Source organism: Neobacillus camarae (assembly GCF_054950115.1).
Genome location: NZ_JBUCKX010000001.1, coordinates 880,296 through 892,800 on the forward strand (window position 1 = coordinate 880,296; position 12,505 = coordinate 892,800).

14 protein-coding genes are annotated in these 12,505 nt (G+C 43.6%); all 14 read left to right on the forward strand.

Features of this window, described 5'->3' with window-relative positions; translation table 11 throughout:
- The first annotated feature begins 27 nt into the window (after positions 1-27).
- The 14 genes from acpP to ylqF all read left to right on the forward strand — a co-directional run bounded on the left by acpP (position 28) and on the right by ylqF (position 12,302).
- Positions 28-261, forward strand: coding sequence for an acyl carrier protein (acpP, locus tag ACY8D0_RS04285; RefSeq protein WP_042456305.1), 234 nt, complete (start codon positions 28-30; stop codon positions 259-261).
- A 343-nt stretch (positions 262-604) separates the two neighbouring features.
- The gene (rnc, locus tag ACY8D0_RS04290) at positions 605-1,342 is read left to right on the forward strand and encodes a ribonuclease III (protein WP_462409242.1); all 738 of its coding nucleotides are present in this window, start codon (positions 605-607) and stop codon (positions 1,340-1,342) included.
- 54 nt (positions 1,343-1,396) lie between these two features.
- Positions 1,397-4,963 carry a chromosome segregation protein SMC gene (gene smc, locus ACY8D0_RS04295; RefSeq protein WP_462409243.1) on the forward strand — a complete coding sequence of 1,189 codons (3,567 nt, stop codon included), beginning with the start codon at positions 1,397-1,399 and terminating at the stop codon, positions 4,961-4,963.
- Between the two features lie 18 nt (positions 4,964-4,981).
- Positions 4,982-5,971: a signal recognition particle-docking protein FtsY gene (gene ftsY, locus ACY8D0_RS04300; RefSeq protein WP_462409244.1), complete on the forward strand. Its 990-nt coding sequence runs from the start codon at positions 4,982-4,984 to the stop codon at positions 5,969-5,971.
- 86 nt (positions 5,972-6,057) lie between these two features.
- Positions 6,058-6,390: a putative DNA-binding protein gene (locus tag ACY8D0_RS04305; RefSeq protein WP_462409245.1), complete on the forward strand. Its 333-nt coding sequence runs from the start codon at positions 6,058-6,060 to the stop codon at positions 6,388-6,390.
- A gap of 12 nt (positions 6,391-6,402) precedes the next feature.
- Complete coding sequence (gene ffh / locus ACY8D0_RS04310; protein ID WP_462409246.1) at positions 6,403-7,755, forward strand: signal recognition particle protein; 1,353 nt, start codon at positions 6,403-6,405, stop codon at positions 7,753-7,755.
- 143 nt (positions 7,756-7,898) lie between these two features.
- Positions 7,899-8,171 carry a 30S ribosomal protein S16 gene (gene rpsP / locus ACY8D0_RS04315; protein WP_462409247.1) on the forward strand — a complete coding sequence of 91 codons (273 nt, stop codon included), beginning with the start codon at positions 7,899-7,901 and terminating at the stop codon, positions 8,169-8,171.
- Between the two features lie 8 nt (positions 8,172-8,179).
- Positions 8,180-8,410, forward strand: coding sequence for a KH domain-containing protein (locus ACY8D0_RS04320; protein WP_462409248.1), 231 nt, complete (start codon positions 8,180-8,182; stop codon positions 8,408-8,410).
- 96 nt (positions 8,411-8,506) lie between these two features.
- On the forward strand, positions 8,507-8,893 hold the full coding sequence (locus tag ACY8D0_RS04325; RefSeq protein ID WP_462409249.1) for a YlqD family protein: 387 nt from the start codon (positions 8,507-8,509) through the stop codon (positions 8,891-8,893).
- Between the two features lie 14 nt (positions 8,894-8,907).
- Positions 8,908-9,426, forward strand: a complete 519-nt coding sequence (gene rimM, locus ACY8D0_RS04330) for a ribosome maturation factor RimM (protein WP_462409250.1) — start codon at positions 8,908-8,910, stop codon at positions 9,424-9,426.
- Entirely contained in the window at positions 9,426-10,163 is a 738-nt protein-coding gene (gene trmD, locus ACY8D0_RS04335) for a tRNA (guanosine(37)-N1)-methyltransferase TrmD (RefSeq protein ID WP_462409947.1), read from the forward strand. The genes rimM and trmD overlap by 1 nt, the downstream gene beginning before the upstream one ends.
- A 144-nt stretch (positions 10,164-10,307) precedes the next feature.
- Positions 10,308-10,652 (forward strand): 50S ribosomal protein L19, encoded by a 345-nt coding sequence (gene rplS / locus ACY8D0_RS04340; protein ID WP_462409251.1) that lies wholly within the window; start codon positions 10,308-10,310, stop codon positions 10,650-10,652.
- A gap of 201 nt (positions 10,653-10,853) precedes the next feature.
- Positions 10,854-11,411, forward strand: coding sequence for a signal peptidase I (gene lepB, locus ACY8D0_RS04345; protein WP_462409252.1), 558 nt, complete (start codon positions 10,854-10,856; stop codon positions 11,409-11,411).
- 21 nt (positions 11,412-11,432) lie between these two features.
- Positions 11,433-12,302 (forward strand): ribosome biogenesis GTPase YlqF, encoded by an 870-nt coding sequence (ylqF, locus tag ACY8D0_RS04350; protein ID WP_462409253.1) that lies wholly within the window; start codon positions 11,433-11,435, stop codon positions 12,300-12,302.
- Positions 12,303-12,505 lie beyond the last annotated feature (203 nt).

Genomic DNA, 12,505 nt, shown 5'->3' on the forward strand with positions numbered 1-12,505 from the left:
TAATATCTTGAGGGGAGGTGAACGAGCATGGCAGATGTATTAGAACGTGTTACTAAAATTATCGTTGACCGTTTGGGAGTTGACGAATCGCAGGTAACGCTTGAAGCTTCATTCAAAGAAGACCTTGGTGCTGATTCCCTTGATGTAGTTGAACTAGTTATGGAACTAGAAGATGAGTTTGATATGGAGATCTCTGACGAAGATGCTGAAAATATCGGCACAGTTGGCGATGCTGTTAACTACATAAATAGCCGCAAGTAATTCATTGGATGTGATTTAAAGCTCCGTTTTAAACGGGGCTTTAATTATGGTTTCTGTTAAGGGATTGTTGATTTTGTAAACTCTGCTGATTAACGGATAAGCTCGACTCTTGCAGGAGTACGGGGCCGAGGAGGCTCCCTGGCATGTCCGCTGGATTGCTGAGCAGCTGGAGCGGTAATCAACAGTGCTTAATTGTTAAGTTTACCGCTATTCCCATAGCGCCGCCGCTAGTCTTATTGTATGATAGAACTTGGCAGAACTTTTTGCCAGGTTTCTTTGTGTTTTTAACGAGGTTTACTTAAAATAAGAGAAAGTGTAAATTTGATGCAAGGTGGAGAATTCAATGCGCAAAAACGGAAAGGAAACAGATTTGAGTCGCGCAAATGGACATTTATTTAAAGAATTGCAAAATTCCATTGGATTTATTTTTACCAATGAAAAATTATTAAAACAGGCTTTTACCCATTCATCCTATGTGAATGAGCATCGCAGAAAGCCTTTTGAAGATAATGAGAGGCTTGAGTTTTTAGGAGATGCAGTTTTGGAATTGACAATATCCCAATTTCTCTTTAAAAAATACCCAACGATGACCGAAGGGGAATTAACCAAACTCCGGGCTGCCATCGTATGTGAACCGGCACTGGTGGCATTTGCCAGTGAGCTTGGTTTCGGCAAGCTGATATTGTTGGGGAAAGGGGAGGAAATGACGGGTGGCCGGGAACGACCTGCCCTATTGGCGGATGTCTTTGAAGCATTCATTGGGGCACTTTTTTTGGACAAAGGGTTAGATGTTGTCCTTCAGTTTCTCGAGCAGGTTGTCTTTCCTAAAATTAATGCTGGTGCTTTTTCTCATGTGATGGATTTTAAGAGCCAATTACAAGAATTTATTCAACGAGATGGAATCGGCGTCATCGAATACCGGGTACTGCAAGAAAAAGGGCCTGCCCACAACAAGGAATTTGTCTCAAAGGTGACCCTGAATGGGGAAGAACTGGGAATCGGCACAGGCAAATCCAAGAAAGAAGCAGAGCAGCACGCTGCCCAAATGGCGTTGGAAGTCCTAAAAACTAAGACAACTTAAGAATGACATAATGGTTGAGAGGAGAAATCCCTTGGCATTTAGGGAGGAGTTTGAATGTTTTTAAAACGTTTGGACATAATCGGTTTTAAATCATTTGCTGAACGAATCGGTGTCGATTTTGTCCCAGGAATAACTGCAGTAGTCGGACCCAATGGCAGCGGAAAAAGTAATATTACCGATGCCATTCGTTGGGTATTGGGGGAACAATCAGCCAAATCACTTAGAGGAAGCAAAATGGAGGATATCATTTTTGCGGGAAGTGATACGAGGCGGGCACTGAATTTTGCGGAAGTGACTCTGACTTTAGACAATCAGGACCAAGGGTTGTCCATTGATTACAACGAAGTCAGTGTCACAAGACGGGTATCTCGGTCCGGTGACAGTGAGTTTTATATTAATAAACAATCCTGCCGCCTAAAGGATATTATTGATTTGTTTATGGATTCAGGGCTGGGACGGGAAGCTTTTTCAATTATCAGCCAAGGGAAAGTGGAAGAAATCCTAAACAGTAAGGCCGAGGATAGAAGAACGATATTTGAGGAAGCGGCCGGTGTGTTAAAATATAAAACCCGCAAGAAAAAGGCGGAAATGAAGCTATCGGAGACCCAGGAGAATTTAAATCGGGTCAACGATATCATCTATGAATTGGAAAGCCAAGTGGAGCCATTAAAAATCCAAGCCTCCATGGCAAAGGATTATCTGGAAAAGAAGGATGAACTGGAAAAATTCGAGGTGGCTTTAACTGTATATGAAATTGAGGATTTGCATCAAAAATGGCAAAACCTCTCTAAACAGCTTGAGGAACACCAACAGCAAGAACTGATGTTTTCTACTGATTTGCAGGTAAAGGAAGCGAAAGTGGCCGAGATCAGAGATCAGATGGCCGCCTTGGATGAGTCGGTAACCGATCTCCAAAACGTTCTCCTTCGCGCTACCGAGGAACTCGAGAAATTGGAAGGCAGAAAAGAAGTCTTAATTGAACGGAAGAAAAATGCCTCGCAAAATAAAGAGCAGTTAAATTTGGCGATTGCTGAACTGACCGACCGGATTTCCCAGTTGAAAACCAACAAGGAAACTCATGAGGCTGCCGCCAATAATCTGGAAACCCAAGTGAAATCTCTGCAAAGTTCATTGAAGGAAAAACAGGAAGGGCTATTATTGTACACAGAAGGCATCGATGAAAAAATCGAAAGCCTGAAAAGTGAGTACATCGAAACATTAAACAGCCAAGCAGGGGCGAAAAACGAGCTTCGATATATTGAAGAACAACTTGCCCAACATGAACGGAAAAGCTCCCGGCTTGATTCTGAAAATGAAAAATATTTGCAGGACAGACAGGAGATTGAACAGAAAAAGTCAGATATTGAATCATCGTTAAAGCAGATTGGGCAAAAACTATCCGATCAAGTGGCTGCATATCGGGAGCAGCAACGGAGGCTGGAGTCCCTGAAAAACCAGTACCAAAAACAGGAGACCACTTTATACCAAGCCTATCAGCTGCTTCAACAGGCGAAATCAAAAAAGGACATGCTAGAGGAGATGGAAGAGGACTTTTCCGGTTTCTATCAAGGTGTCAAAGAGGTGCTTAAGGAACGTGGGAAAAGGCTGCAGGGGATAGAAGGTGCGGTCGCGGAACTGGTGACCGTCCCGAAAGAATACCAAACTGCTCTTGAAACGGCTCTTAGTGCCTCCTTGCAGCACGTAGTGGTGGAGACAGAAAACCACGCACGGGCAGCAATCCAATTTTTAAAACAGCATTCCTACGGGAGGGCAACCTTTTTACCGTTAAGCGTCATCAAGGGGCGACCCCTTTCTTCAGCCCAATTATCACTTATACAAAACCATCCATCGCTCATTGGAACGGCTGTCAGTCTGGTATCCTATGCCGACCGCTATACAGAAGTCATGAATAATCTATTGGGCAGTGTAGTCATTGCTAAGGACTTAAAAGGTGCCAATGAACTGGCCAAGCTGCTGCAATACCGGGTCCGCATCGTGACGCTTGATGGGGATGTTGTAAATCCTGGAGGCTCTATGACGGGTGGGGCAGTCAAGCAAAAATCGACTTCCCTTTTATCCCGTAAAGCGGAACTGGAAGAGTTGAAAAACAAGCTGGCCATTATGCAAGAGAAAACAGCCGGTTTAGAACGAACCGTTAAGTCATTAAAGGGAGAGTTACAGCAGTCCGAAACCCTGAATGAGGAAATGCGTAAAACAGGGGAAGAGTTGAGAATCTCGGAACAAACTGTTAAAGGGGACCTCCGGGGTGCCGAGTTGGAAGAGAAAAATATCAATGAGCGATTGACGATTTATGACTTGGAAAAAGAACAAATTTCCAGTGAGCAATCCTCTTTGCAAAAACGAAAAACAGAACTGACCAAGGACATGGAAGGTTATCGGACGGGCATTGCAGAACTGGAAAACGAGATTCAAAAACTGACCGATAAAAGGACGCAGGATACCTCCTCCAAAGAGGCATTGACTGTTGAAATTAATGAATTAAAGATAGAGTACGCATCCAAGAATGAGCAATTTTTGCATGCTAAAGAACGTTTGCAGTTGACGGAGCAGGATTTGCAAGAAAGTGAACAAAAACTTGCCGAGCATACCGAGGACCTTCAACTGTTAACTTCAGAAATGACCAACAGCACAACTGGCGAGGAACAACTAACAGCCGCTGCCAAACGAAAGCAGCAGGATAAGGAAGCAACCCTCAAGCTGATTGCCACGAGAAGGGATGAACGCCTCAAACTTCAGGATGCCCTTGAAAATATGGAACTCGAGATTAAAGAGCTAAAACGGCTCCATAAAGGATTAACGGTGACGACCAAGGATGAGGAAGTCAAAATGACGAGGCTGGATGTCGAGATGGAGACGCGTCTTACCCACTTAAGAGAAGAGTACTTGTTATCCTTTGAGGCAGCCAAGGAACAGTACCCGCTCACCGTGCCACTTGAGGAAGCACGTAAAAAGGTTAAACTCGTGAAAATGGCAATTGACGAATTAGGGAATGTCAATCTCGGGGCCATTGAGGAGTATGAGCGGGTTTCCGAGCGCTATGAATTCCTTAGTGAACAAAAGCAGGACCTTCAAGAAGCCAAAGACACTCTATTCCAAGTCATTGATGAAATGGACGAGGAGATGAAGAAGCGGTTTACCCAAACGTTTGAAGGAATCCGTGAACATTTTGAACCGGTGTTCCGCGCCTTATTTGGTGGGGGAAGAGCCGATCTGATTTTGACGGAGCCGGAAGATATTCTGAACACTGGAGTGGAAATTGTTGCGCAGCCGCCAGGAAAAAAACTCCAAAATTTAGGGTTACTATCAGGCGGTGAACGGGCCTTAACGGCTATTGCCTTGCTGTTCTCGATTCTAAAGGTGCGGCCTGTCCCATTCTGCATCCTGGATGAAGTGGAGGCTGCGCTTGATGAGGCCAACGTCCATCGCTTTACCCAATATTTGAAGCGGTACAGTAAAGAAACGCAATTTATCGTGATTACCCATAGAAAAGGGACAATGGAAGGGGCCGATGTCCTCTATGGAGTAACGATGCAGGAATCCGGTGTTTCCAAGATGGTTTCTGTTCGCCTGGAGGATACAAAAGAACTGGTGGAATCATAAGGAGTAGGATGTGAGACAATGAGTTTTTTTAAGAAACTGAAGGAAAAGATTACGAAATCCACAGATAACGTGACTGAAAAGTTTAAGGAAGGTTTAGCCAAAACGAGAGATAGCTTCTCGGGGAAAGTAAATGACCTTGTTGCGCGATATCGTAAGGTAGACGAAGAGTTTTTTGAAGAGCTTGAGGAAATCTTAATTCAGGCCGATGTCGGGTTTGATACGGTCATGAAGCTGATTGATGAATTAAAATTAGAAGTTAAGCGCCGCAATATCCAAGACCCGGCAGAGGTGCAAAGCGTCATTTCGGAAAAGCTGGTTGACATTTATAACGCTGGTGCGGATAAATCCACCGGGTTGAATATGCAGCAAGAGGGTTTAACCGTCATCCTTTTTGTCGGCGTCAATGGTGTCGGGAAAACAACCACCATTGGTAAGCTTGCCTATAAGTTTAAAAATGATGGCAAGAAAGTTCTCCTGGCTGCAGGTGATACCTTTCGGGCCGGGGCGATCGAGCAGCTTGAAGTCTGGGGTGACCGCGTCGGGGTGGAGACCATTAAGCAGGGAGAAGGGTCTGACCCGGCTGCAGTCATGTATGATGCCATCCAGGCCGCAAAATCCCGGAATGTCGACATCTTGCTCTGTGACACGGCTGGACGCCTTCAGAACAAGGTTAATCTTATGAAAGAGCTGGAAAAAGTAAAACGGGTGATTGAAAGGGAAATCCCCGGGGCACCGCATGAAGTCTTGCTCGTTTTGGATGCCACCACAGGGCAAAACGCGCTGGTTCAGGCGAAAACCTTTAAAGAAGCAACCAACGTCACTGGCATCGTTCTATCGAAGCTGGATGGAACGGCCAAAGGCGGTATCGTGCTGGCCATTCGGAATGAATTGCAAATTCCGGTGAAATACGTGGGCCTGGGTGAAAAAATGGACGACCTGCAAGAATTTGATCCAGAAAAATACGTTTACGGTTTATTTGCTGAGCAAGTGGAACAGACAAATGAATAACTGTAAAGAGAATTTTCTTGACAGTAGTTGTGTAACCGGATAAACTACTGTGTAATGGTGTTACACCTAACACGGGGGGGATTAGCATGCTAGAAAAGACAACGCGGATGAATTATCTGTATGATTTTTATTATTCGCTGCTGACTCCCAAACAGCAAAGCTATATGTCTCTCTACTATTTAGATGATTATTCGCTTGGCGAGATTGCGGAAGAATACGAAATTAGCCGTCAGGCCGTCTATGATAATATTAAACGGACCGAGGCCATGCTCGAGGAGTATGAAGAAAAACTCTTATTATTCCAAAAATTTCAGCAGCGTTCCGTCCTCATTAAAAAATTAAATGATTTGCTAAATGAGGAGAACCCATCCAAACAAGCGATGCAAGAATTCATTGCGGAGCTTGGAAAATTAGATTAGGAGGCGGCATAAATGGCATTTGAAGGATTAGCCGACCGACTGCAGAGTACAATCCAGAAAATCCGCGGCAAAGGCAAGGTCTCCGAGGCGGATGTTAAGGAAATGATGCGTGAAGTCCGTCTTGCTTTATTGGAAGCAGACGTAAACTTTAAAGTCGTCAAGGACTTCGTCAAAAAAGTCAGCGAACGAGCTGTTGGGCAAGAGGTGTTAAAAAGCTTAACCCCTGGCCAGCAAATTATTAAAATCGTTAATGAGGAATTAACCGCTCTAATGGGGGGCGAGCAGAGCAAAATTGCCGTTTCCAATCGTCCCCCGACGGTAATCATGATGGTCGGGCTTCAGGGTGCGGGTAAAACCACAACAACTGGTAAACTGTCGCTTTTGCTTCGGAAAAAGTACAACCGTAAGCCATTGTTGGTTGCAGCTGACATCTATCGCCCTGCAGCAATTAAACAGCTCGAAACGCTCGGTAAACAGCTGGATATGCCGGTTTTTTCACTTGGCGACCAAATAAGCCCGGTGGAAATTGCCAGACAAGCAATCCAGAAAGCAAAAGATGAGCATCATGATTATGTCCTGATTGACACCGCCGGACGCCTCCATGTGGATGAGGCTCTAATGGGCGAGTTAAAGGATATTAAAGAGCTGACCAAGCCGGATGAAATCTTCCTTGTGGTTGACTCAATGACAGGACAGGACGCCGTCAATGTCGCCCAAAGCTTCAATGAACAGCTTGGCCTTACGGGGGTAGTGCTGACAAAGCTGGATGGTGACACACGGGGTGGTGCTGCGCTTTCCATTCGGGCTGTAACCCAGACACCGATTAAATTTGTCGGTTTGGGTGAAAAAATGGACGCGCTTGAACCGTTTCACCCTGAACGGATGGCATCGAGAATCCTCGGCATGGGTGATGTGCTAACACTGATTGAAAAAGCACAGGCCACTGTGGACGAGCAAAAGGCAAGAGAATTAGAGCAAAAAATGCGCACTGCCACATTTACGTTGGATGATTTTCTTGATCAGCTAGGTCAGGTGCGCAATCTTGGACCTCTCGATGAATTGCTGAAAATGATGCCTGGGGCCAACAAAATAAAAGGGCTGAATAACCTGCAAATTGATGAAAAGCAAATTGCCCATGTTGAAGCCATTATTAAATCGATGACTAAGGCAGAAAAAAATCAACCGGAAATCCTGAATTCGAATCGCAAGCGCCGGATTGCCAAAGGCAGCGGGCGGCCGGTAGCTGAAGTAAACCGGCTGTTAAAGCAGTTCGAGGATATGAAAAAGATGATGAAACAAATGTCCGGCATGCAGATGAAGGCTAAGAAAAAAGGCGGGTTTAAGTTCCCGTTTAAACCATTTTAAAAACAGCAGTTGGAAAGACGGATGTCTGTTTGAAGATGTTAATTTACGGTAATAATGAAGTGTAAAGAAAAAACACTTTACAAATCAATTAACAATTGATATTATACTATCTTGTGTGAAACTATTCGGAGGTGCTATTAATCATGGCAGTAAAAATTCGTTTAAAACGTATGGGAGCAAAGAAAACTCCTTTTTATCGTATTGTAGTAGCTGATTCTCGTTCACCACGTGATGGACGTTTCATTGATACAGTTGGAACTTACAATCCAGTTGCTGAACCAGCTTTAGTTGAAATCAACGAAGAATTGGCTCTTCAATGGTTACAAAACGGCGCTAAGCCATCTGATACAGTTCGTAACCTGTTCTCCAAGCAAGGCATTATGGAAAAATTCCACAATGCAAAGTTAGGCAAATAATTTAGAACATGAAACAACTGATTGAAACAATCGTTAAGCCCCTTGTTGATTTTCCTGAAGACGTTCAAGTGGATACGATCGAGGAACCAACCCGGATTACTTACCATTTGACTGTTAACAGAACAGACATTGGCAAAGTAATCGGAAAGCAAGGGCGTGTTGCAAAGGCCATTAGGACTGTTGTTTATGCAGCAGGATCTTCACAACAAAAGAAAATTTTTCTGGAAATTGGTGAATAGCTTTTTGCATCTAGAGAAAGGGGGGATAAATTCCCCCCTTTTTTGCTATAACCTTTATGGAAAATCAAGATTATGATTCGTGAAGGAGGCTGTTTCATGCAAATCATTCAAACGGTTGTGGTGAAGCAAATTTTAACCAAAAAAAGCAAGCAGGAGCTGTTGGGAAAATTCGGGTCACAAAGGCTGCAATTGCAGAAAGAATGTGACCAGCTACTGTTTGAATATAAACGGTTGGAGAAAACAAAAACCTATTCGGCCGAGTCCCTAAAAAAACATTTTGATAAAGAGCTTCAAGCAAGAAAGGAAAAAGTGAAGCTTCTTGAGTTTCAAATCGATCAACTACATATCCTACCAATAGGAAGCGAATTAACAGAAAAGGAAGTTCAGGCCATGATAGAGGTCAAGGCGGGCGATGTTTGGGATGCTGTTTCCAAACCGCATGCAATTATTGTGAAAGATGGAATTGTAGAGGAAATCAGATAGAGGGTGATTAGTGGATGGAAAAATGGTTTAATGTCGGCAAAATTGTCAATACCCATGGGGTGAAAGGTGAGGTACGGGTCATCTCCAAAACAGATTTTCCTGAACAGCGATACCAACCGGGAAATAAACTGTACTTATTTTTACCCAAATCCCCCTCCCCGATTGAATTGACAGTTAAAAGCCACCGGACCCATAAAAACTTTAATTTATTGGTATTTGAAGGTTATGAAAATATAAACGAGGCCGAAAAATTCAAAGAAGGAATTTTAAAAGTGCCTGAGTCACAGTTATCCGAGCTTGAAGAGGACGAATTCTATTTTCACGAAATCATCGGATGCCGTGTTGTGACGGTCTCTGGAGAGGAAATAGGAAAAATAACAGAAATTTTGACTCCTGGGGCCAATGATGTTTGGGTAGTCAAAAATCAGGATGGCAAAGAAATCTTAATCCCTTATATTCAGGATGTGGTAAAGAAAGTCGACATCCAAGAAAAATTTGTCCTTATTGAACCAATGGAAGGATTGTTATCATGATGAAGATTGACATCCTGACGCTTTTTCCGGAAATGTTTACCGGAGTCTTAGGTTCATCCATGTTACATAAGGCAGCAGAAAAGGAAGCTGTCGAGTATAATCTGGTTAACTTTCGCGAATTTGCCGATAACAAGCATTCATCTGTTGACGACTATCCTTATGGGGGAGGCGCGGGGATGGTGTTGATGCCCCAGCCGATTTTTGATGCGGTGGAAGCCCTCAAGGAAAAAGCGCAAAGCAAACCGCGCGTGATTCTGTTGTGTCCGCAAGGGACAAGGTATGACCAAAAAAAAGCTGAGGAACTGGCCAAAGAAGATCATCTTATTTTTATTTGCGGCCATTATGAGGGCTATGATGAGCGGATTCGGGAACATCTCGTTACGGATGAAATCTCGATTGGCGACTATGTCTTGACCGGTGGCGAACTGGGGGCAATGGTGGTGATAGACAGTGTGGTCCGGCTGCTGCCTGAAGTGTTGGGAAATCAGGAATCACATGTCAAGGATTCGTTCTCAACAGGCCTCTTGGAGCATCCGCATTACACCCGACCGGCTGATTTTCGGGGCATGAAGGTGCCGGAAGTGCTGATGAGCGGTAACCATCGGCTAATCGAAGAGTGGCGGAATAAAGAGGCCTTGAAAAGGACTTTAGAAAGAAGACCGGACTTATTGGACCAAATCGAATTGACTCCGGAACAGGAAAAATGGCTGAATGAAGTTAAAAAAGAATCCAAGTAGTATTGCACACTTGCAACAATTATGGTAAGATACATCTTGTGACTTTGAACTGATACTTTTCAGGCTGGGTCTTATAACGATGTTCCGCTGCATTTTACTAAGATTGTTATGTATGAGCATCTGTTGGAAGGAGTTGAAAAAACGATGCATAAACTAATTGAAGAAATCACAAAAGAACAACTTCGTTCAGATCTTCCTAAGTTCCGACCTGGTGATACTGTACGTGTACACGTTAAAGTTATCGAGGGTACTCGTGAGCGTATCCAGATTTTCGAAGGTGTTGTGATTAAGCGTCGTGGTGGTGGAATCAGCGAAACTTTCACAGTGCGTAAAGTTTCTTATGGAGTAGGCGTAGAGCGTACATTCCCTGTACACACACCAAAAATTGCGAAGCTTGAAGTAATTCGCCGCGGTAAAGTCCGTCGTGCTAAACTTTACTACTTGCGTAACCTTCGCGGTAAAAAAGCTCGTATTAAAGAAATTCGCTAATATGAAAAAAAGAGCTTGCTCTGCAGGCTCTTTTTTTATACATAATCCTGCTAAGCTAAACTGAGAGTGTGGGATAATAGGAACGATATTGGCAAAAATATTAAAGTTTCATTAAAATACTTATCCCATCGTGTTAAATGAATGTAAGTTATGTAAAATAGGCTTTATATAACATTTTGTGCAGGAATGGTGGGGACAAAGATGGCAAAGAAGAAAAATGAACTATGGGAATGGACAAAGGCACTGTTAATTGCTGTTGTTTTGGCAGCTGTTATCCGATACTTTTTGTTTGCACCTATAGTCGTAGATGGATTATCCATGATGCCGACGCTAAAAGACCAAGACAGGATGATCGTCAATAAATTAAGCTATAAAATGGGCGAACCTAATAGATTCGATATTATCGTTTTTCATGCACCAGAAAATAAGGACTATATCAAAAGGGTCATTGGTCTGCCGGGTGATACGATCGAGTATAAGAATGATACTTTATATGTAAACGGTAAAGCCTATAAAGAGCCGTACCTGGATGAATATAAAAAGCAAGTGCAAGGAAGCCCGCTTACAGATCCATTTACACTGGAAGAAATAATTGGAAGAAAGACTGTTCCAGAAGGAGAATTGTTTGTTATGGGTGATAATCGCCGGTTCAGTAAAGATTCCAGGCATATTGGAACGATTTCGATGGATAAGGTGATCGGCAAAACAAGCGTTGTGTATTGGCCGTTAAAGGATGCCCATATAGTATCGGTAAAATAGAAAGTTTGGGAGGTGGCTGCTTTGACGATCCAGTGGTTTCCTGGCCATATGGCCAAGGCTCGCAGAGAGGTCACGGAAAAATTAAAACTGGTTGATATTATTTTTGAACTAGTCGATGCAAGGATTCCATATTCATCAAGGAATCCGATGATTGACGAGATTATTCAGCATAAACCAAGGCTTGTTTTATTAAACAAGGCCGACATGGCCGATAAAGAAGCCACCAGAGAGTGGATCGCCTATTTTGAGGGACAAGGTGTAAAGGCAATCGCAATTAACTCTCAAGCAGGCGAAGGTATGAAAAAAATCACTCAGGCCGCTCAAGAATTGTTAAAAGAAAAATTTGACCGGATGAGGTCAAAGGGTGTAAAACCGCGGGCAATCCGGGCCATGATCGTCGGGATTCCCAATGCCGGCAAATCCACCTTAATTAATAGGTTAGCGAAAAGAAATATTGCGAAAACGGGGAATACACCTGGTGTGACCAAAGCGCAGCAGTGGATAAAGGTTGGAAAAGAAATGGAGCTATTGGATACACCGGGAATTCTCTGGCCAAAGTTTGAGGATCAAGAGGTCGGCATGAAACTGGCCATCACAGGCGCTATTAAAGATACCTTGCTAAATCTTCAGGATTTAACTATCTACGCCATAAGGTTTTTGGAACGCCACTATCCTGAACGGCTGCAGGAACGGTATAAGCTGACTGAAATACCCGCTGACGTGGTAGCCTTGTTTGATCATATTGGCAAATTGCGGGGCTGTCTTACTGGCGGTGGGATTGTTGATTACGATAAAGTGGCAGAGTTGGTCATCAGAGAAATCCGCTCCGAAAAATTCGGGCCGTTGTCATTTGAACGGCCAAGCGTTCTGTTCACTCAGAATGAAAACTAAATGTCCAAGCTCCCTATGCTTATGGGGAGCTTTCTTTGAGAAAGGCTCTGTGTAAAGATCATTTTGTTTTATTACTCTGTTGATTGGACTGTAAGCCTTCGACTCCTCGAAAATCCTTAATTATGCTATTGGATATTTTCGTGCGTTGGCGGACTCGAGGATGAATTTCAGTGTCCTGCGGGAATACGGGGCTGGGGAGACTC